Source organism: Actinomycetospora chiangmaiensis DSM 45062 (genome assembly GCF_000379625.1).
Lineage (GTDB): Bacteria > Actinomycetota > Actinomycetes > Mycobacteriales > Pseudonocardiaceae > Actinomycetospora > Actinomycetospora chiangmaiensis.
In genome coordinates, this window is sequence record NZ_KB903226.1 from 31,609 (window position 1) to 51,410 (window position 19,802).

Consider the following 19,802-nt stretch of genomic DNA (forward strand, 5'->3'; position numbering starts at 1 on the left):
TCACCTCGCGGCCGGTCCGGGTCATCGCCCGCCGGAGGCGACCCAGAGAACGCTTCGTGGCCCGTCGTCGAGGTGCTCGATGATGGCGCGGGCGGCGTCGTCGCGAGTCGTCCAGCGGACGACCACGGTCGGCGAGAACGACTCCGCCACCCGGTAGGCCACGCTGGGCGGCCAACGGTCGACCAGCCGGAAGGGGCGGATGATCGTCCAGTGCAGCGGGCTGTCGGTGATCGCCGCTTCCTGTGCCTGTGCTTCGACCTTGACGTGGCGCAGCAGCGTGGGAGTGAGTATGCGGTCGACGACCGGACCTCCGTTGACACCCAGGCCGTTGCCGCTGATCGCGATGAGCCGAGGGACGCGGTGCTCGGCCATGGCGGCGACGATGGTGCGGGTGCCCACGGACACGGTGGTGTCAGGCCTGGTCGTGGCCACTCCCAGCGCGCTGACCACCAGGTCCTGACCGGTGACCGTGGCGGCGACCGCCTCCGGGTCGGTGACGTCGCCGGTGATCGGGCGGGTGGCGGGCCCGGCCACGACAGCGCCGGGGCGCCGGGACAGGGCGGTCACGGTGTGGCCGGCGAGCAGCAGCCGGGCCAGGACGCGGCGTCCGATGCCGCCGGTGGCGCCGAACAGGGCGATGCGCATGCTCATCCAGGCTCTTGACGTGGGGACACGTCGCGCCGGCCCATCAACGGTTCTCCTCGACCGCGCGGCTGTGGGGGGCGGCGAACGCGTCGCTGTCCAGGCCCCAGCCCAGAACGCGCTCGGGATGGATGCGGATCAGCTCGTGGCCGGCCGCGTCGCCGGGCACGGTCTGCGCGCGTCCACGGATCTCGACGCCGCGCGGGCGCCACGGGTCGGTCGAGGCCAGGTCGTCGACGACGAAGGACACCCTCGGGTCGGCGGTGACGTTGCGGTACTTCCGGCTGGCGCCCATGTTCCGCCCGCCGATGTCGATCGTGTCCAGCTCGGCGTTGTGGACGAAGCCCACCGGACGGGTCTGCGGAGCGCCCCCAGGTCCCAGCGTGGCGAGCCGGCCCAGCAGCTGCTCGTCGAGGTAGGCGAGTTCGGCGGCGGTGAACACGCTCATGGCCTCTCCCGGTTCGAAAGCCAGTAGTGGCACGATGCTACTACTACATCGGCCTACTACGGCACGCGTTTGCGATGATGGAGGGGTGTCCGAACCCTCCGGGCGTCCGCCCTCGCTGATGGGCCTGCCCTCCTACCTGGCCGGCAGCGTGGCTCGCATCGGACACGAGCACCTCGTCGCGGTGCTCGGCGAGCACGATCTGCGGTTGCCCCAGTACGCCGTCCTCGCCGCACTGTCCGATTTCGGCCCGCTCGCCCCGCACGAGCTGGCCACCCGACTGCGGACCGACCGCAGCCACATCAGCGCCTACGTGGAGGCCCTCGTCCAGCGTGGCTGGGTCTCCCGGGACCCCGACCCCACCGACCGACGCCGCCAGTCGGTCGTCCTCACCGAAGCGGGCGCCGGCCTGTTCGGCGACCTGCGGCTGGCCGCAGCCGCATCTCAGGCCACGTTCCTGGGCATGCTCACCCCCGCAGAGCGCGACACCTTGCTCGCCCTCCTGCGCAAGGTCATCGCCTGCGAGTGAGGTCGGCCAGATGAACCGAGCCGGCTACCGCAGCGGTGACCCGGCACGAGAGATCACGCTGCCGACGACCGATCCACCGCGACCGCCTCGATCGCCGACACCGGGTCGAGGCGCTGCGTCGTTGCGGCGGCGAGGGCGGGTCCGACGTGTCCGGTGAGCGCCAGACCCAGATCGATCCGGCTCCGCGCCCACACCGCGGCCCCGGCCGCGTGCAGGTCCGCGGCCATCCCCTCAGCGGATCGAGGTACGCGATAACTGATCACCTGGCGGCCCTGGAGCACCGCCAGCCATCCCGCCGCACCTGCGGTCGGATCGACGACGAAGTCGGCCTCGCCCAGGATCGCGGCGGCGTCCGTCCCACCGGTGCGTGCCGTCCCGGCTCCGAGGGCGTCGACCCAGCGGGCCGCGACGTGGTTCGTCCCGCACAACACGAGCGGCCGCACGCCCCATGAGGCCAGGTCCCGGACGACCGCCGCGGTGCGGCGCCCACTGCTGGCCCAGGCCGGGACCACGACCCGGGCGCGACCGGCGGCGGGCCGCCCCCGGTCGGTGGGCGTCCCGGCGACCGCCGTGACCTTGATCGGGAGGACCGCCGGGGGGCCCGGCAGGCGGCTCAGGAGGCGGTCGACGGCCGGGTGCGGACTCAGGATGACATCGGCGCCGCCGGCACCCCAGGAGCTCCTGACGTCGGGCCCGCCGAGATAGGTCGCCACCGGCGCCGTCAACGCGCCCGAGCGACGGAGCAGCCCCAGCACCCGGTCGACGAGCGGATGGACGCCGACGACGGCATGAGGGGAGTCACCGATCCGCAGGGCGAGACGGGCGGCCATCCGCGCCACGACGGTGTCGACGGCTCGGTCGACCAGGGAGCCGACGCCCCCCGAGGCCGCCGGCCGGAGCTGTCCCGACCTCCCCGTCCCGTGCGCGCGCTCCAGGTCCGGGCGATCCACCCACCAGCCACGGGCCTGCAGCTGCCGGGCCAGGTCGTCGGCCACCGCGTCGTTCCACGGGTCGGTCCCCGTGGACACGATCACGATCCTCGCGTTGTGCGGTGGGACCCTCATCGTGCACTCCCGCACGTGAGGCGCCCCGCCGTCGGGTAACGGCCCGACCGCCCCACCGGAGGCCGACCGCGCGGACATCGCGGTGCGGGGGCAGGAGATGGACGCGAGCCCGGGATGAGCCGCCCGATCCCCCGGCCGACCGCGCCCGTCAGCCCCACGGGTACGGCCCGCCGGGGACCGGACGGAGGTCGACGAACGCGGCGCCCACCGACCCGAGGGGCGGGGCAGGCCGGAGCTCCCCGGACAGTCGCGCCAGGGCGCGGTCGAGGACGCCGACGAGCGCGCGGTCCCGGCGCGCGGGGGACGGCAGCCGCCGCTCGACGGCGTCGAGGCAGGCACCCGTCAGGTTCGCGAGGCGGACGAGGTCCCGACGACGGGCCCAGCCACCGGTCGCCGGCTGGTCGCGGAGGGTGGCGGCCACCCGCATCCGGCGGTGCAGCAGGAGGGAGTCCGGCGCCCGCTGGTAGTGCGCCATGATCACCGCCGACGCGACCGCGCCCACGACGTCCGGGTGGTCGGGCCCGACGGAGGCGAGCGCGGGAGCCCGGGTCACCAACGACGGGCGGACGTCGTCCCCGACCCGGTCGTTGACCTGACGCGCGAGCTGCGCCAGCGCTGGGTGGGTGCACGACGGGTGATCGCCGAACGGCTCGCCTGCCAGCAGGGCCGTGTACTCCATCAGACACGCCCCGGTCGTCGGGTCCCGGTGCGCGCCACGGGCGAGCAGGGGCAGCGCCGGAAGGACCGCCGACGGATCGACCACCGTCTCGACCGCTCTGGTTCGTCGCACGGGAGCACCATCGCGGTCCCGGCCTGTGACGACCATGTGCGCTCTCCTCCTGTTCTCACGGCCGCCGCCCCACCGGCCGTGTCGGGTCGACATCAACCGACTGGGTGTCGTCGTCACTCGTCCGGGTGACGGCGCAGCACGCTAAGGAAGCTCGATGAACGGGAGATGGTCCATTGATGACCATTCGACGGACCCGCTCGACAACGCCGGGGGAGAACATGCGCAATGTCCGATTGATCGCCGCCGAATGATCCAGAACACACCGTGCGGACACCACGAGAGGGTCACGGGCACCGCACGCCGGCGCGAGGTCGCTCCCGAAACCGCAACCCCTCGTCGGCGACCGTGACCCGGGCCGAGAAGAGGTCGACCGGCACAGCCCGGTCGTCGCCCGCGCCCTCCGCCCCAGCGCGTCCGTGAGGACCTCTGTCAGAACCTCTGTCAGAACCTCTGTCAGGACCTCGCCGCGTCGATCGCCCGCAACAGTGGCGCCGGATGCGGCGCATCGGGCGGCCCGACGAACACCACGCTGGTCGCCCCGGCGTCGCCGAGATCCTCGAGTGCCCCCCGAACGAGGCGGACCAGGGCGGCGACGTCCAATCCGGCCGGGGGCTCGAGATACACCACGATCCGGAAGGGCCCGATCCGCCCGGCCGCCGTTCTTCCGGCTTCGATGTGTTCCCGCGCCTCGCGGAGCTGCTGGCCGCCGGGGACGGCATCGAGGATGACTCCGTCGCCGAGTTCACCGGCGAGACGCAGCGTCTTCGGACCTCTCGCCCCGACCAGCAGCGGAGGCGGTGACGAGGTCGGCGCCCACGCCAGCGACACGTCATCGAGCTGGACGTAGCGACCGTCGACATGGATCTGCTCACCACGCAACAGTCCTGCCACGGCCGTGAGGTGCTCGCGCAGCGCCGTCATCGGCGACGAGGCGCGCGCGCCGAGCCGTCCCAGCTCCTCCGGCGCACCGTGGCCGAGGCCGGGAAGGAATCGGCTCGGGAACAACCGCGCGAGAGTGGCGATCTCCATCGCTGTCAACGCAGCGTTGCGCAGGGTCACCGGGAGCAGCCCCACGCCCACGCGAAGCCCCCTGCTCATGCCCAACGCTGCCGCGGCCGTGGCGATGCCACCCTCGCGCAGACAGTCCTCCCAGACCCACAACTCGGCGACGCCGGCGTCCTCCGCGGCCGCGACCACCGACCCGAGGTCCTCCGGCGGCGCCGTCGGACGGAACACCACACCGATGTCGGGCTGCACCCGAGGATCCGACCACGATCCCGGCCGGTGACAGAGCCGGCTCGGTGAGGTCCCCACGACGATGCCGTGGGTGGGAGCGCCGGTGAACGATCCTCTCGGACAGTCAAACGATCAAGTCAGCGTGAGAGCTTGCGTTCGACGTTCGCCGCCGCCGATCCTGGACACGCCGTGCCCTGACCCCCCTCGGGGCTTGGTAGGTCTCGCCGCTCCGTCCCCCCGGAGCGGCGAGACCGTCGGGCCTCGAGGCGTGGCCCCCAGCGAGTCCCTGGAACCGTGTTCCCGAGCCATCGGCCACCACGTGAACCGGCCGAGAACATCGACGCTCTCATCGTGGACCCCACCACCGGTACCGAGCGCGGCCACCCGCACACTGTGGCCGTGGACCGGCCCGATCTGCTCACCGAGGCCGCCCCGACCTGGGTCGGGCTCGTCGCGCTCGTCACCGCCCTCGTCGCGCTCGGCGGTACGGGAAGCGCCCAGGACGCCGGCAGCGACGTCGGCGCGTTCCTACCCGGGTGGCTGGTGAAGCTCGTCCCCGTCCACGGCGCCCCGCTCGGCGGTCGATGATGCCCACCGCCGACGAGCAGGCCCTCCTCGACGCACTCCTCGGGCGCGTCGGGGGCACGGTCATCGACCAGCTCGACGCCGCACTCGCCGCGGCATGGACGCTGTCGAGCGGACTCGACATCGCGGTGCCCACGACCGGCGGCACCCCGGGCCCGTTCCGGCCCGGCCACACCGCCCTCGACATCGCGCTCGACCAGGTCGCGGCACGGTGGGGTGTCGCCCCGAGAGCGCGCACCCTGGTGGAGAAGGCGGCGCTGCTCGAGGTCCTCGTCCGCGGGATCGTCGCGAAGCGGACCGGCGGGAGCAGCGGCACGTCGGACACCCCGGACGGGACATCCGCCGGGACGCTGGAGTGGGCGGTCGACCTGTCCACCCCGCGGCTCTTCGACGACGCCGCCAGCGGCTACAGGTCCACGAGCTGGAACACCGAGGCAGGCGACGCCCGCTCGACGCCGGCGTGGCCGCCACCCGTTGTGGACGCTCCGGGCGGCGGGACGGCCGTGCGCTTCACGCTGCCGCACCGGGGCAAGCGGATCGAGGTCGAACCGAACCACCGCACGTTCGGCGGGTCCGGCGAGGCGTGGTTCGGCTTCCAGTTCCTGCTCGGCGACGGCTTCCCGCTCTGGGCCGACGACTGGCGGGTGATCTGGCAGCTCCACGGGAACGACACCGATCCCCCGCGGTTCGCGCTGCAGGTCCGCGACGGCGAGCTCCGGATCGGCGACGGGTGGTCGCTGTGCCCGCTGGCGGTCGGCCGCTGGTACCAGGCGGTGGTCCGGGCCGAGTTCGGCGAGGGCCGCATGTCGGTGTGGCTCGACGGCCGCCTGGTCGGCGACCGCGTCGGCGTGGGGAGGTCCCCGACGCCCTACTACCTGAAGACGGGCTACTACCAGTCGTCGGCGCTGCCCGGCGGCACGCTCTACCAGCGGGGACACAAGCTCGGCTCCGGCTACGGCGCCGTCCTCGCCTGACCGTCCCCGGCATCGGCGCGCGGCGGGTGCGTCCGCCCGACGTCGAGCATCTTGACGGCAGCACGTCCCGCTGCTCCGACCTCGCTGGGGCAGCCGTTTGAGAAGCGGGGGGAGAGCGAAGGCGGCGACGGCTGAGGCGACGGCTGCAGCGACCGCTCCGACGTCGGCCGACCGGCGGTCCGTAGCCATCCGGCGTCATCACATGAGCGGTAGGCAACCGCAGCTGGTCACTCCGGCCAACCCGGTGGTGGACGCCCAGATCGGCGCGTTGCGCCGCGGTCCGTGACGTCGTCGACGTCGTCGCGGTCGGTGAGCCGATCGAGCGGCACTGTCTGCGACGCGTGGTCGAGCAGGAGGCCATCGAGGAGGCGGAGGTCCGCGAGCTCATCCGGACCGAGGGCGACCTGGTCTACGTGGGGCATCCGATGTACGGGGAGGTGCGCCGGACCACCTGCGGGCCGTGGCGGCTCCGACGGCTGCGGGGGCAGGTCGCGTCGGCGATGGGGGACGCGCCGCCGGGGACGAGCCAGGCGGTCAGGCGTGGACTGCTGTGGTTGGAATCGGACCTCGCACCCGACGCCGACGTCCTCCTGCCCGCGGCCAAGGCAGCCGGCTCGCTGCTCGACCTCGAACTCGCGCACCGGCTGTTCACCGCCGCCGACGCGGCCGCGGCGAGTCCGCGGGCCCGAGTCCCCTTCGCCTACAACCTGTTCATGATGTCCCGGGGCGACCTGGCCGACGCGGTGCTCGACTCGGTCGCCGGGACCGGGGACGACGGGACCGGCGTCGACGACGGCTCCGCGGCCTACCTGAACGTGGTCACGGTGCGGGCGGCCACCCTGCTGTGGACGATGCGCTCGCCCGAGCAGTCCCGGCAGGTCATCGACGAGGCACTCGCGACCGCACACGGCGCGCACCACGACAACCTGATGGCCTCCCGCGCGATCCAGCTCTCGCTCGCCGCGCGCCCGCGCGACGTGCTGGCCGCCACGGCCGGCGTCGACCACCGACGGATGGATCCGTTCGCCGTCACCATCGGCCTCGCGGCGGAATGCCTGGCGCACGGCGAGCTCGGCCGGTCCGAGGACGCCGTGTCGGCCGCCGTCGAGTGCGGGCGGATGGTCGGGCTCAACGACCAGGGCCGGTTCCTCAGCCTGTACCTCGCCGAGTTCCTGACCTTCGGGCTGGCGGCGGCGGGGCGGATCGCGGAAGCGGTCGACGTCGCACAGGACCACCTGGCGGCGCAGCACGACCGGCCGGCACCGGCCCGTGTGCTCGCCGGGGAGATCCTCGGGATGGCCCTGCTCGCAGCCGGTGACCTCGCGGGGGCCCGCCGCCACCTGACCCCACATCCCGACGACGGGTCCGGGGATGCCGCCGAGGGCGACAGCTTCCCCGTGGCCACCAGCGTCTACCGGTTCCGGCCGCTGCGGGCCCAGACGCTGGCGCGATCAGGGGACCTCCCCGCAGCGCAGGCGGCACTGGCGGCCACGCGGGACGACCGCCACCCGGCCTACGTCTACGTGACGTCGGTCGAGATGCTCGCCGAGGCCTGGGTGGCTGCCGCGTCCCAGCGGTTCACCGAGGCCCGGCGCGCGGCGCACCGTGCGGCGGCGTTCGCCCGCGAGCACGATCAGCTCGCGCGCGAGGTCTGGTGCCTGCAGACCGCCGTGCAGCTGGGCGACACCGGGTGCGCCGGACGCCTCGCCGAGCTCGCCGATCGGACGAGCGGCCCACGAGCCGTCGTCGCCACGAGGTACGCGGCCGCCCTCGCGTCCGACGATCCCGAGGGGCTGGATCGGGTGTCGGGGGAGTTCGAGACGATGGGCGACGTCCTGGCCGCCGCCGACGCCGCCGGGCACGCCGCGGTGTCCTACCGCCGCGCCGGTCGCGCCGGTCGGGCCCTGACCGCCGCCGCACGGGCACATCGCCTCGGCGCCGCGCGGGGCGCCGCTCCGAGCGCGGCCGTCGCTGCAGCCGCGCTGACGCTGCCCTTCACCCACCGGGAACGCGAGATCGCCGTGCTGGTGGCACAGGGATTGTCGAACCGCGAGATCGCCGAGGTCGCTTCGCTGTCGGTGAGGACCGTCGAGTCCCACGTCTACAACGCCAGCAGCAAGGCCGGTGTCACCGACCGCGCAGCCCTCGCCCAGGTCGTCCGCGCCGTCCTCGGCTAGGCCCCCGACCCGTCCGACCCGGCGGCCCCTCGGTAGTCCCCGCCCACGGGGCGGCGGAACTTCCGTAGTGCCTCCCGGAGTCCGTGGCCCGGAAGTCGATGAACACTCCGACGGCACGTGGCGGGTCGAGTCGCCGCGCCGAGAGGACGGAGCCGGGGTCGATGGCCGTCACCGAGCTGACCGCACTGACCGGGCGGGTGGTCCGCCCCGGGGACGGGGCGTCCGAGGCCGCGAGCGCCGGGTGGAACGGCCTGCACGTCCGCCGACCGGCCGCGGTGGTGTTCGCCTCCGGGACCGCGGACGTCGTCAACGCCCTGGCCTGGGCACGCCGAACCGCCCACCGACCGTGACCAGACGGAGGGCAACGCCCGTCGTGCCGGCTCATGCCCCAGCCGGCAGTCGCCGCCGCCCGGGCCCACCGGGCGGCATCCTCTTCACGCCACAGACCGCACCGTGGCGACCGAGGGGTGCGGACGTGTCCGGACCGGACGAGAGCTCCCCACCGAGATCGGCGCAGGACGTGACTCTCGGATCGGCCTCCGAGGCTGTCAGCCGGTGGTGCGAGGAGCTCGACGTCAGCTTCCCCGTCACCTCCTGGCAGCTGGCGCTCCTGGTCGACGAGTTCGGCGGCGACGTCTCGACGACGGGTGCGATCCTGCGGCTGGACCCCGGCGAGTACCACTCGCTGGTACACCTGCTCGCTGCTCTACCTCCGTCCGGGCCCGCCCGCCATCGCTGCGACCGCGGAGGCCGAGCGGCCGGTCGATGACCTGACGGTCACGCGGGGTCGGTGACGTGGTCGGTGGCGGCGCGCACGAGCCGGGCGGTCTGTTCCGGAGCGCCGTGACCCTCGCCGTCCACGAGGTGCATACGCGCACCGGGCCACGCGCGGGCGAGCTCCCAGGCCACGTCCGGTGGGCTGGAGATGTCGCGGGTGCCGTGCACCAGCACCGCGGGGATCCCGTGGTGGCCGCGGGCGGCTGCGAGCAGAGCGTCGTCGGGCAGGAAGCAGTCGTGGCGCCAGTAGTGGGTGACCAGCCGGGCGAACCGCGCCCGGAACCGGGGCTCGGCCTCAGCCAGAGCCCGCGCCGGGGGTGGGCCGCCGCCGATGGCCATGTGGGCGTCCTCGTAGGCACACCAGGCCAGGGCGGCGTCGTGCTGGGTAGCGGGGTCGGCGAGGCGGCGGGCGTAGGCATCGAGGAGACGCTCCCCGGGTGCGGCGTGCGCAGCGTCGGCGAACCGTTCCCACGCCGCTGGGATCAGCCGGCCCATCACGTGGACGATCCAATCGGTGTCCCGCCGCCGGCCGCTGGTCACGGAGAACAACACCACCGCGCGGACCCGGTCGGGGTGCGCCGACCAGCACCCACCGCTCGATCCCCAGGTGTTCGCGGAGCTGCTCGAAGTCCACCACCAAGTGCTGGGTCGTGTTCACCGACAGGTCCGTGCCGACCTCGCCCGCATCCGGGATGCTCTCCCCGCAGCCGCGCTGGTCGACCAGGACCACCCGGTAGCGGGCGAGGTCGAACAACGGAGTCCACACCGACGCCCGCGCCCCCGAACCCGGTCCCCCGTGCACCACCAGCGCCGGAACCCCCGCCGGGTTCCCCTCGCTGCGCTACGCCAGCCGCTGACCATCGCCGACCTCGAGCACCCCGGACGCCGGGCGCACCCCGACGTGCGCGTCGACCGACCAGGAGCGTGGGGCCACGGGCGTCGAACGTATCGGCTTCACCCCGGCACGGCAGCCCTGCCCGGACATCGTCGGTACCCGACTCGAGGTGCCCCGGAGCTCTGCTCAGCCGCCTCCTGCCAACGACTCCGGGGCTGACGCCACCGCAGGTGCAGCTCGGTCAGGAATCTGAGGCCCGGACGGCCGCGCAGCGACGGCAGAACTTCTCCCCGCACGTCGTACACGGGGGCGCCTGGAGCTCGGTCACCAGCCCGCCGAGGATCCACCCGACAGCGAGCAGGAGCACGACCGCGACCACAGCACGGTCGTGCAGGAGCAACAGGGTCGCGCCCACCGTCAGCCCGACCGCAGCCACACCGGCCACGACCACGCCGCCACCCCACGCCCGTGCACCGACAGGGGGAGCTGTGGCCTCGGCCTGCGCGCGGGGGATCGTGCTCGACGCCGGCGGGAAGGCTCGTCGCTGCCGCGCAGCGGGCGACCGCCTCGGCCATGGGCGGTGGGCTCGGCTCCAGGGGCGCTGACCCGCACGCGACCGATCAGGACCGTGGACCTGCCCGCAGCGCGGATATTCCACGGGACGCTCACCGGCCCGAATTTCCATCGACTACTCCATCGCACCCTTTCGGCACATCGTTATCCCGTGAAGGCGCGTGAATCACCGACCGCCGCAGGAGGAAGCGGAAGAGACCTTTTCGTCACCACAAGCGACGCGCGATGCTGAGCGCGAATGAGCGACACCGAGATCGTCACAGCGCGAATCGACCATTCGCCCGGAAGAGCACGAAACGACGAATCATGGCTCGCGGCCCCGTCACACGAGGTCGAGGCGGTACACCCTCGCGGCCGTCCCGGCGAAGATCGCTCGTCGTTCGTCCTCCGAGCAGCCTGCGGTGATGCGTTGGTAGGCGTTGCAGACCGTGGCGAAGGGGCCGACGCAGTCCGAGGGTGCGTTCGACTCGAACATGACCCTGTCCGCGCCGAAGAGTCCGATCGTCTCCTCGGTCCAGGACCGCCACTCCTCGGCCAGCGTCGTCGAGTCAGCGGGCGGTGTCCGCAGGTAGTTCGGCGACCCCGACAGGAACGTCCCGAGGCCGCCCATCTTCACCGTGACGTTCTCGCACTCGGCGATCTTCGCCATGTGGACGCGCCACTCGGCGAAGTCCTCCTCGACCGTTGTCGCGTGCGAGCCGATTCCGACGGGATTTCCCAGGTGGTTCAGCACGATCGAGAGCTCCGGGAAACTCCGCGCGAGGTCGAGGACGTCGGGAAGCTGGGGACTGAGGACCATGGCGTCGAAGCTCAGGCCCAGCGGGACCAACAGACCGACACCCCGCCGGAACTCCTCATCGAGGTAAAAATTCCGAGGCAGGCCGAACAAGCGAGCTGCGACGGCGGGGTCCGCGTCCCAGAAGCCCGACTGCCGGACGCCCCTGAGCCGCTCCGGAGCGGCCACGAGGTGCGCCTGCAGAGCTCGCTGAACTGCGTCGGTCTGCAGCTCCACTCCGGCGACGATGCCGGCCGCGATGTGCACGTCCCCGTAGAGCCCGGTCGCACTCATCGCGGCCTGGCCGTCGAGGAACACGGTCTCGTTGACGGACCGCAACTCGTGCGGGCCGCCCGCCCGGTACATGGAGTGCATCTCGACGGCGACGGACGCGATCACGTTGTGCGTCGAGCCGACGAAATCCGCGTAGTCGTCGACGAGGAACACCGGCTTGCCCGTGGTGTGGACGAGAAAGTCCCGACCCCGCCCGACGAGGTGATGGTGAGCATCGATGACCGGAATAGTCGCGTCGACAGGCTGCTCGGAAGGCCACTCGTGCATCGTCGATCTCCTCGGGGTGTCGGTCGGACGTCGTCGAGCAGCGGCTGGCCATCTCGTCCTCGTCCCCGCGGTCCAGTCCGCTGCGTGAATGTATAGCATGCTATGCAATGAGAGGCTACGACCGTGACTGACGGTCGAGGACGTGACGCGGCGGACGACGCCGGGCCCGACGTGGCAGGCCTGGCGCCCGAGGCGTCGCTGGGCTTCCAGGTTGCCCACCTGCGGCGGCTCCTCGGCAGCGAACTGCGACGTCAATTGGAGCCGTACACCGTCGCGCCCGCGCAGTTCGCGGCGCTGCTCGAACTCTTCCGGCGGGACGGGCTCACCCAGGCCGAGCTGTGTGTCCGGCTGGACATCGAACAGCCGACCATGGCCAACACCCTGACCCGTATGCAGCGCGACGGCCTGGTCGCCAGGGCACCGGACCCCTCCGACCGGCGACGATCCCGGATCCTGCTCACCGCCCGCGCACGGGCCCTCGAGGCCGACCTCACTCACGCCGCGCGCGCCGGGAACACCGCCGCACTGCGCGGGCTCGACGACGAGCAGGTCGACGAGTTCATGCGTGTGCTCGGCATCATGATCGACAACCTGGCCCGACAGGACCACCCCCCGGGCCCGTCCTGACGCCCGCCCCGACACCCACGACCTGCTCACCCGGTACGCAGGCCACTCCCCAACCCGCACCCGCCCGAGCCGCCGCCCCCCCCCGTCGCAGCGCTGCACCGCGCCGTCCATCGCCCAGAAGGCCCTCCATGACCCCCGCCGCCCCCGTCGTGCTCCACCTCGACCGGAACACCCCGACCGCCCTCGAACTCACCGTCCACCGGGCGCCGGATGCATCGGCCCCCGCCGTCCTCGTCGTCCCGGCCATGGGGCTGCGCGCGTCGTTCTACACCCCGTTGCTCCAGGCCCTCGCCGCTCACGGCTGCCACGGCGCCACCCTTGAACTGCGCGGTCACCAACGTCGCCCCGCGCCCCGGCCCGGACGCTCGTACGACTACGGCTACGCCGACCTCGTCGGCGACCTCGACGCCGGCCTCGCCCGGCTGCGCGCCACCCTCCCCGGAGCCGCCGTGCACACCCTCGGCCACAGCTTCGGTGGGCACATCGTCGCCGCGCACGCCGCCCTTCGGCCGAGCACGATCGACTCCGCCGTGCTTCTCGCCACGGGAAGCGTCGACTGGCGGGCCTGGGGCGCCATCGGCCCGTGGCACCTCCTGCGCACCCAGGCCGCCCTCGCCGTGACCCAGCTCCTCGGACACTTCCCCGGCCCCCAGGTCGGCTTCGCCGGACGCGAGGCGCGCACCCAGATGACCGAGTGGGCCCGATGGGGAAGGACCGGACGACTACGCATCGGCCACCCACCCGTCGACATCGCCGCCGCGGCCACCGATGCCGAACTCCCGCTCCTGTTCGTGTCCCTGGCCGGCGACGCCCTCGCTCCGGCCAGGACGACCGACGCGTTGGCCGCCCTCTTCCCTCGGGCCACCGTGTCCCGCCGTCACCTCCGGCTCGACGTGGCCCGTCCCCACTACGACTGGGCACGTCACCCTGACACGGTGCTTTCCCACCTCACCAGCTGGTTCGGTTCCCCGACACGATGAACGGCGCACGCGTTATGTCATGACCTTGACATGTCTCGTGGCGGCGCTTAGCTTTGATGTCAGCACCTTGACATCAAGCTGAGGAGACAGTCGTGCTGCACCCGACCTCGACGATCACCATCACGGCCGGCACTCGGTGCGTCACCCTCATCAACGTCTTCACCGTCGAGCGGGGTCACCAGGACGAGCTCGTCGATGCCCTCGACCGCGCCACCGCCGAGGTCTTCACCGGGGTGCCCGGCTTCATCTCCGCGAACGTGCACGCCAGTCTCGACGGGACACGTGTCGTGAACTACGCCCAGTGGGCCAGCGAGGAGGCCTACGCCGCCGCGATGGCGCGCCCGGAGGTCCGCCGGCACATCGCCGACGCCGCGGCGCGGGCGACCTCCTACGACCCGACGCTCGCCCAGGTCCGCGCCATCCACCATGCCGACCAGGAATAGCCCCTCGTGCGACGTCGGCTGCTGACCCTGCGCGAGGAACGGACCCAGGAGATCGCCGGGACTGGGCGGCACCGAGACCCTGGCGCACCCCTCGTCCGGGGCGTCGGGGACGACGAGGAGGCGACGGGTCACGACATCGAGGGCACCAGGACGATCCGGCCGAACACCTCTCCGGCGTCCATCCGCCGGTGCGCTTCGGCTGCGCCGGCGAGCGGGAGGACGTCCTGCACCACGGCGGCCAGTTCGCCGTGGGCGACGGCGGTGAACTGCTCGGTGCGTACGGCGTGCAGTCGGGCGCGGGGGACGGTGTCCGCGCTGAAGGTGCCGACCGAGACCGACCGCTGGAAGTGGGCGAACAGGCGCATCCCGAAGTCCGCCGGTGGCATGCCCGCCACGACCCCGACCAGGACCAGGCGCCCGTTGGGAGCCAGCCGGTCGATGAAGGACGGCAGACCGGCTCCGCCGACGACGTCGATCACGACGTCGACCTCGCTCGGCCCGCCCGCGCCGGTCCGGTCGAGCACGGCCGTCGCGCCGAGCGCCCGCAGCCGCTCGCCACGCTCGGCCGACGAGGTGGTCACGGCCACGACGCCCGCCCCGGCGTGGCGAGCGAGCTGCACGGCCGCGATCCCGATGCTCCCGCCCGCGCCACGAACGAGCACCGACTCCCCCGCCGCGACGTGGGCCTGCGCCAGGGCGAAGTGGGCGACCGCGCCGGAGGTACCGATGCTCACCGCCGCCACGCCGTCCAGCCCGTCGGGCAGCGCCACCACGTCCGCCGCCTGCGCGACGGCCCGCTCGGCGTAGCCCCCGCCGGTGCCCGTGAAGGCCCAGACCCGACGGCCCATCCACGCCGGGTCCACGTCGTCACCGACCGCGGCCACCGTGCCGGCCACCTCGCTGCCGGGCACGTGGCCGGGGGCGAATCCGTAACCACCGAGGGTGCCGCGGCGGATCACCGCGTCGACGCCGCCGACGCCGATCGCCTCGACGGCCACCATCACCTGCCCCAGGGCCGGGCTCGGCTCCGGCCGGTCCACCACCGCCAGCCCGTCGGCGGGCCCGAACTCGCGGATCTCGATCGTCTGCACGACGGCGGACGCTAACGGACGGGGCCGTCCGTTTGGCTAAGCTGAGAGTCGTGGGCGAGCAGCTGACTCGGGTCCGTCGCAGCGACGCCGCGGCCAACCGCGCCCGACTGCTCGACGTCGCCCGGGCACTGTTCGCCCGCGACGGGCTCGACGTCCCGATGCGGGAGATCGCCCGCCACGCCGGCGTCGGTCCGGCCACGCTCTACCGGCACTTCCCCAGCAAGCAGGACCTGGCCATCGAGGCGTTCACCGTCGAGATGCAGGCCTGCCGGGCCGCCGTCGACGAGGGTCTGGTCGCCGAGTCGGCGTGGCGGGGCCTCTGCCGGATGATCGAGCGGCTCTGCGAGCTCCATGCCCGCAACCGCGGCTTCACCGAAGCCTTCCTCGCGACGTTCCCCGACGCCGTCGACCTCACGAGCGAACGACGGGCCGCGCTCGGCGCGGTGGCGCGACTCGCCGCCCGCGCGCACGCCGAGGGCCGGCTGCGCCGTGACTTCGCACCCGAGGACCTCGTCCTGACCCTGATGGCGACCCGCGGCCTCGACGCCCTACCCGAACCCGCCCGCCCCGCCGCGGCCCGACGGCTGGCCGCCCTGATCATCGAGGGCCTCGGCTGACCGTGCGCCGGGGACACCCCGACGCGGTGATCGCGCGGCCCTGCACGGTCGCGTCACGCGGGGCGCCGGGAGTCGGCGCGTACGGCCTCCGCGAAGGACGTGGCCGGCCTGCCGAGCAGCCAGCTCAGCACGTTCGCGTTGCCCGGCAGTCCGTAGGCGTCGTACTCCGCGCACATGGCCGCCACTGCGTCGGCCTCGGGGGATCCCTGCTCGAACAGGGCCCAACCGCCCGGCCCCAGTTCCCGCGTGCGCAGCGTGCGCCCCGTGACCTGCGCGACGATCGCGATCATCGTGCTCAGCCCGAGGCACTCGGGGCCGGCCAACTCGTAGGTCGCGGCGTCGTGGCCGTCGTCGGTCAGCACCGTGGCCGCGACCTCCGCGACGTCACCGAGGTGGACGGCCGCCATGGGTGCTTCGGGGTTCCACGGAACCCCGACCTCGTCGTCCGGACCGACGATCGCGTGGCTGACGGTCTGCGCGTAGACCGCCGGCTGCAGGATCGTCCAGGCCACGCCGCACCGGCGCACCGCATCCTCACCGGCGGCCTTGCGGATATGGTGCGGCAGCGCCGGAGTGTGGGGGTGGATGACCGAGTGCAGGACGACCCGACCGGCACCGGCCCGCACGGCGGCCTGTGCGGCGGAGGCGATCATCCGGTCCTCGTTGCTCCGGAAGGGCGGCGGGACGATGTAGACCGCTCCCGCACCCTCGAGAGCTGCGACGAGCGAGCTCTCGTCCTCGAGGTCGGCGGTGCGGGTCTCATGAACCGCGGGCAGCGCAGCGGACCTGCGCGTGATGCCACGCACCGTGGCACCGCGGGCCACGAGCGCGTCCACGACCCGCGACCCGGTCCGGCCGGACGCCCCGATGACAGCAACCGGCGCGCCGAGCGCGTCATCAGCCATGATGAGAACTCCGTCCAGCTAGCAGGTCCCCCGATCATCCCTCGCATCGGCGGGCGACACCGCCACCGGACCCCGGCCGCGACAGGTGGTGGTGTCGCCGCGGCACGCCGACCGCGCCGAGCCGGCTCGACTTTCAGGCAGTCGGCGGCCCAATCCGTGGCACACGTCACGCGCGGCGAGGCATGACGGATCGATCGCCGGCGACGTCCTACCGAGGAATCACCCGATCCGGCCGGGCCCGTTCGCGGGCACGACCTCCGACCTCGTGCCCCGGACGTCCCGGCCACCGCCTACCCCGGCAGGTGGTCCGCCCACGTGCCCCGACGTCGACTCGCTGCGCCTGCGTGCCCTCACCGTTCCCGGGGTGACCCGCCTCGCCGACCACCACGACGGCGCCGAGCCACCTCGGCGGGCGACGTCGCCCGGCGCCCTGCGCGTGTTCGACCACCACATCGAGATCGACATCGTCGTCGCCGCCGACCACACCGTGACCGCGACGACCGCCGCGCTGCGCGCGGCACTCTGCCCGCTCGTCGCCGACCGGGCTGTTCACGTCACGGTGATCGACGTCGACACGCTCGCCGCGCGCCCGGACGCCCGCGGCGGGTCCGACCTGCCCCCGGCGTCGCGGACCAGCGGCGTCGCCGAACCACTCGACCGGGCACGCGCCGTGGCCCGCGCGGTCCTCGCCCACCTCGAGGCGCAGGTGGCCGAAGGACTCGCCGCCACGCACCACGACGCAGTCACCGGTATCTGCCGGACCCTCACCGCCTTCGACGTCGACCCCGTCTCCCGACGCGTGCTGGTCCGCCGACTACGACGACACCTCACCGGCACCTGTGGCCCCATCGGCCCGGGCCTGGTCTACCGACTCGAGGCGATCGAGGACATCGACGACAAGCACTGAGTGCAGTCGACGACGGGCCGCGTTCGACGACGGCGACCTCGAGGACTTCGTCGTGGTCGTCGTTCCGTTGTGGAGGGTGTGAGAGCCGCCGTCACGCGGTCCGCGCGCGGGCCCGCGCCCAACCACCGGTCGGCGGGCACGCTGCACGCCCCCAGCAGGCCGTCATGGCGTCGGGCCAGGTCTCGCTCAACCCCATGCGGGTGCGACCGGGGCGTCGGCGGGAGCGGACAGTTGCGCCAGGAGGCCGGCGAAGTCCTCCAGATGCCAGGTGACGACGATGCGGCCGTCGCGGACCTGGTGGATGTCCATGGTCCGCATCTCGATCCGCCGTCCGGTCGGCTGGTACCCCATGAAGGCCCCTTGATGGGTGCCGCTGACGGTGTTGCGCACCGCGACCCGGTCACCTCCGACGACCAGGTCCTCGTGGGTGACCGCATAGTCGGGCATCGCCTGGCGGAACAGCGCGATCTGCCCCGCCATCCCCGCCGGACCCTGTTGCTGCCCCGGAGCGAGCGGGACGTCGATCCAGTCCTCGGCCAGGATCTCCGCGTAGAGCGAGGTGTCACCGGTGCGAAACGGCTCGTAGAAGGCGCGGACGACGGTCTCGACCTCGGCGGGGCTGCTCATGGTGCGTCCTTGCGTCGGAATGGGAGGGGTGCAGGAAGGGGACGGCGGGCCGAGCCGCCAGGTGGACGCCCCTGATCGAGAAGAGCGCCTACCGGACGTTGTCTAGCAACGTTCTCTAACAACGCTAGCATTGCTGTCGGTCGATGTCTAACAGTGCTAGCTCTCGAGCGGTAGGGTCCCTGCGTGTCGCCACGGCCCGCACCCGACCTCGACCGGAGGCGCTACCGGATCACGCGCACCGCCCGCGACCTCGTCGAGTCCGAGGGATGGTCGGCGGTCACGATGCGCCGCCTCGCCAGCGAGCTCGGTGTCACGCAGCCGGTCCTGTACTCGGCGTTCCCCGCAGGTCGCGAGGCCCTCCTCGACGCCGTGGCCGTGAGCGGCTTCGAGGCGATCGCCGAGGCGCTCGAGGCGGTCGAGCCCGAAGCGCTGGCGCGCATGCACGCCTATCTCGACTTCGCTGCCGAGCGGACCCACCTCTACGAGGCGATGTTCTCCCTGCCCTCGGGGCTGCAGTTCGGCACCGGCGGCGGGCCCGAACCACTCCAGCGGGCCTTCGCGGCGCTGCGGAACGCCTTCCCGGGACCGGACAGCGTCCGGACCGAGGTCGCATGGGCCACCCTGCACGGGCTGGCCACGCTCCGGATCCACGGGCGACTGCCGGCCTCGAGCGCGAGCGCCCGCCTGCACCTCGCCCACCGCATGCTCACCCAGCTCCCCGAGAACGATTCCCGGGGAGGCGGTATCGATGACGGCTGACCATGTGGGACGCCCAGAACCGCGCCTAAGTCGGCGCCCCGCGCGAGCGGGAACCGAAATGCCGAAGGCCTCCGCGATGGGGGTCAGAGAATGACCGCCTTGCTCGGCAGCCTCGCGGGAGAGGAAGCGCACCGAGGAAGAGGTGTCGAGATGGCTGCCACCCTGACGGTGTTCACCCTGTACCGCGACCCCGCCGCGACCGCCCGTGACCGCCTACCCGCTCCGAGGTCGCCGACATGGACGGCCCGGCGGCTGGTCGCCTCAGTTGCCCTGAGTGGTGGTCGACCCTGCCGTGGGAGGTGCTCCCGCCTCACTCTGGCACGCCGCGAGTGCCTTCTTCCAGGTCGCGGTATCCACCCCGGGAGGAGCCTGGCCGGCGCTGGGAGCCGTCCCCGCCGGAGCCTGACCCGACGGCTGCGCGGCCCCGGACGGCGGGGCGCCACCGGTGCCACCGGCAGGCGCGCCCCCACCCGCCCCACCGGAAGGCCTGGTCACCCCGTTGCGGGACATGCACTGGTCGAAGGCGGTGTTCGCCGTCGCCGCCCCGTTGGCGGTGCTCGAGGCGGCGCCCGAGTTCGCGGAGCTCGCGGTGTCCGAGGAGCCCGTGCTCCCGCAGGCCGCGAGGAGTGTGGCGCCTGCGAGGGCGAGCGTCGTCGCCCCGACCCGCAGGCCGAGGGCCCGTCCTCGGGAGGTGGTCTTCGTGATCATCGGTTGCGTCCCTTCGTCACCGCGCGGGCGTGCGCCGCTCGGCAGCGAGAGTCCCGACGGCGGATGGGGGCGCCGTGTGATCGCTGTGAGTGGATCATGAGGCCTCCGACGCGAGATACGCGTCGCCTCGTCGCCACGTTCCGGCTCTGAGCACGCCACCGGATCACCACTCACA

At 73.0% G+C, this 19,802-nt stretch carries 23 protein-coding genes and 1 pseudogene; 12 read left to right on the top strand and 12 right to left on the bottom strand.

The genetic code is table 11. The annotated features are described in order from the left end of the window. Positions 1-21 precede the first annotated feature (21 nt). Together A3CO_RS0112370 and A3CO_RS0112375 are read right to left on the bottom strand one after the other, a co-directional pair. Positions 22-651 (bottom strand): NAD(P)-dependent oxidoreductase, encoded by a 630-nt coding sequence (locus tag A3CO_RS0112370; protein ID WP_245561492.1) that lies wholly within the window; start codon positions 649-651, stop codon positions 22-24. 37 nt (positions 652-688) lie between these two features. Beyond that, on the bottom strand, positions 689-1,090 hold the full coding sequence (locus A3CO_RS0112375; protein ID WP_018332567.1) for a PPOX class F420-dependent oxidoreductase: 402 nt from the start codon (positions 1,088-1,090) through the stop codon (positions 689-691). A gap of 85 nt (positions 1,091-1,175) precedes the next feature. On the opposite strand from A3CO_RS0112375, the gene A3CO_RS0112380 reads away from it, so the two are divergent. Beyond that, positions 1,176-1,616 (top strand): MarR family winged helix-turn-helix transcriptional regulator, encoded by a 441-nt coding sequence (locus A3CO_RS0112380; RefSeq protein WP_018332568.1) that lies wholly within the window; start codon positions 1,176-1,178, stop codon positions 1,614-1,616. A gap of 53 nt (positions 1,617-1,669) precedes the next feature. Here the strand turns inward: A3CO_RS0112380 and A3CO_RS0112385 are convergent, their stop codons facing one another. From A3CO_RS0112385 to A3CO_RS0112400, 3 genes are all read right to left on the bottom strand, one after another. Continuing rightward, complete coding sequence (locus A3CO_RS0112385) at positions 1,670-2,644, bottom strand: hypothetical protein (protein ID WP_157647487.1); 975 nt, start codon at positions 2,642-2,644, stop codon at positions 1,670-1,672. A gap of 184 nt (positions 2,645-2,828) precedes the next feature. Then, positions 2,829-3,470: a hypothetical protein gene (locus tag A3CO_RS35750; protein ID WP_245561493.1), complete on the bottom strand. Its 642-nt coding sequence runs from the start codon at positions 3,468-3,470 to the stop codon at positions 2,829-2,831. A 453-nt stretch (positions 3,471-3,923) separates the two neighbouring features. Beyond that, entirely contained in the window at positions 3,924-4,727 is an 804-nt protein-coding gene (locus A3CO_RS0112400; protein ID WP_018332572.1) for an LLM class flavin-dependent oxidoreductase, read from the bottom strand. Positions 4,728-5,105: 378 nt separating this feature from the next. Here A3CO_RS0112400 and A3CO_RS0112405 point away from each other — a divergent pair, with 378 nt between their 5' ends. The 5 genes from A3CO_RS0112405 to A3CO_RS0112425 all read left to right on the top strand — a co-directional run bounded on the left by A3CO_RS0112405 (position 5,106) and on the right by A3CO_RS0112425 (position 9,211). Beyond that, positions 5,106-5,294, top strand: coding sequence for a hypothetical protein (locus tag A3CO_RS0112405; RefSeq protein ID WP_157647489.1), 189 nt, complete (start codon positions 5,106-5,108; stop codon positions 5,292-5,294). Further along, the gene (locus A3CO_RS0112410) at positions 5,294-6,265 is read left to right on the top strand and encodes a heparin lyase I family protein (protein WP_018332574.1); all 972 of its coding nucleotides are present in this window, start codon (positions 5,294-5,296) and stop codon (positions 6,263-6,265) included. The genes A3CO_RS0112405 and A3CO_RS0112410 overlap by 1 nt, the downstream gene beginning before the upstream one ends. Before the next feature lie 341 nt (positions 6,266-6,606). Then, positions 6,607-8,442 (top strand): helix-turn-helix transcriptional regulator, encoded by a 1,836-nt coding sequence (locus A3CO_RS0112415; protein ID WP_018332575.1) that lies wholly within the window; start codon positions 6,607-6,609, stop codon positions 8,440-8,442. Positions 8,443-8,603: 161 nt separating this feature from the next. Next, a complete protein-coding gene (locus A3CO_RS0112420) occupies positions 8,604-8,792 on the top strand; it encodes a hypothetical protein (RefSeq protein ID WP_018332576.1) in 189 nt (62 codons plus the stop codon). 170 nt (positions 8,793-8,962) lie between these two features. Continuing rightward, positions 8,963-9,211: a hypothetical protein gene (locus tag A3CO_RS0112425; RefSeq protein ID WP_018332577.1), complete on the top strand. Its 249-nt coding sequence runs from the start codon at positions 8,963-8,965 to the stop codon at positions 9,209-9,211. 8 nt (positions 9,212-9,219) lie between these two features. Here A3CO_RS0112425 and A3CO_RS40215 read toward each other — a convergent pair. The 3 genes and pseudogenes from A3CO_RS40215 to A3CO_RS0112440 form a co-directional block, all read right to left on the bottom strand. Beyond that, positions 9,220-10,024: pseudogene (locus A3CO_RS40215) on the bottom strand (alpha/beta fold hydrolase). A 271-nt stretch (positions 10,025-10,295) separates the two neighbouring features. Continuing rightward, positions 10,296-10,505, bottom strand: a complete 210-nt coding sequence (locus A3CO_RS0112435; protein WP_026204540.1) for a hypothetical protein — start codon at positions 10,503-10,505, stop codon at positions 10,296-10,298. A gap of 444 nt (positions 10,506-10,949) precedes the next feature. Beyond that, the gene (locus A3CO_RS0112440) at positions 10,950-12,182 is read right to left on the bottom strand and encodes an amidohydrolase family protein (protein WP_211214460.1); all 1,233 of its coding nucleotides are present in this window, start codon (positions 12,180-12,182) and stop codon (positions 10,950-10,952) included. On the opposite strand from A3CO_RS0112440, the gene A3CO_RS0112445 reads away from it, so the two are divergent. From A3CO_RS0112445 to A3CO_RS0112455, 3 genes are all read left to right on the top strand, one after another. Then, positions 12,135-12,590 carry a MarR family winged helix-turn-helix transcriptional regulator gene (locus tag A3CO_RS0112445; protein ID WP_026204541.1) on the top strand — a complete coding sequence of 152 codons (456 nt, stop codon included), beginning with the start codon at positions 12,135-12,137 and terminating at the stop codon, positions 12,588-12,590. The genes A3CO_RS0112440 and A3CO_RS0112445 overlap by 48 nt on opposite strands. A gap of 128 nt (positions 12,591-12,718) precedes the next feature. Next, entirely contained in the window at positions 12,719-13,570 is an 852-nt protein-coding gene (locus A3CO_RS35755; RefSeq protein WP_018332583.1) for an alpha/beta fold hydrolase, read from the top strand. 92 nt (positions 13,571-13,662) lie between these two features. Beyond that, positions 13,663-14,013 carry an antibiotic biosynthesis monooxygenase family protein gene (locus tag A3CO_RS0112455; RefSeq protein WP_018332584.1) on the top strand — a complete coding sequence of 117 codons (351 nt, stop codon included), beginning with the start codon at positions 13,663-13,665 and terminating at the stop codon, positions 14,011-14,013. Positions 14,014-14,141: 128 nt separating this feature from the next. On the opposite strand, the gene A3CO_RS0112460 is transcribed toward A3CO_RS0112455, so the two are convergent. Then, on the bottom strand, positions 14,142-15,104 hold the full coding sequence (locus A3CO_RS0112460; protein ID WP_018332585.1) for a zinc-binding dehydrogenase: 963 nt from the start codon (positions 15,102-15,104) through the stop codon (positions 14,142-14,144). Between the two features lie 50 nt (positions 15,105-15,154). Here A3CO_RS0112460 and A3CO_RS31795 point away from each other — a divergent pair, with 50 nt between their 5' ends. Next, positions 15,155-15,721 (top strand): TetR/AcrR family transcriptional regulator, encoded by a 567-nt coding sequence (locus A3CO_RS31795; RefSeq protein ID WP_018332586.1) that lies wholly within the window; start codon positions 15,155-15,157, stop codon positions 15,719-15,721. A gap of 53 nt (positions 15,722-15,774) precedes the next feature. Here A3CO_RS31795 and A3CO_RS0112470 read toward each other — a convergent pair whose 3' ends face one another. Further along, on the bottom strand, positions 15,775-16,626 hold the full coding sequence (locus A3CO_RS0112470) for an SDR family oxidoreductase (protein ID WP_026204543.1): 852 nt from the start codon (positions 16,624-16,626) through the stop codon (positions 15,775-15,777). A 364-nt stretch (positions 16,627-16,990) separates the two neighbouring features. Here A3CO_RS0112470 and A3CO_RS0112475 point away from each other — a divergent pair, with 364 nt between their 5' ends. Next, a complete protein-coding gene (locus A3CO_RS0112475) occupies positions 16,991-17,533 on the top strand; it encodes a hypothetical protein (RefSeq protein WP_018332588.1) in 543 nt (180 codons plus the stop codon). A 186-nt stretch (positions 17,534-17,719) separates the two neighbouring features. On the opposite strand, the gene A3CO_RS0112480 is transcribed toward A3CO_RS0112475, so the two are convergent. Next, the gene (locus tag A3CO_RS0112480; protein ID WP_018332589.1) at positions 17,720-18,160 is read right to left on the bottom strand and encodes an ester cyclase; all 441 of its coding nucleotides are present in this window, start codon (positions 18,158-18,160) and stop codon (positions 17,720-17,722) included. Between the two features lie 183 nt (positions 18,161-18,343). On the opposite strand from A3CO_RS0112480, the gene A3CO_RS0112485 reads away from it, so the two are divergent. Further along, positions 18,344-18,919, top strand: coding sequence for a TetR/AcrR family transcriptional regulator (locus A3CO_RS0112485; RefSeq protein WP_018332590.1), 576 nt, complete (start codon positions 18,344-18,346; stop codon positions 18,917-18,919). Positions 18,920-19,180: 261 nt separating this feature from the next. Here A3CO_RS0112485 and A3CO_RS36775 read toward each other — a convergent pair whose 3' ends face one another. After that, entirely contained in the window at positions 19,181-19,627 is a 447-nt protein-coding gene (locus A3CO_RS36775) for a hypothetical protein (protein ID WP_211214461.1), read from the bottom strand. Positions 19,628-19,802 lie beyond the last annotated feature (175 nt).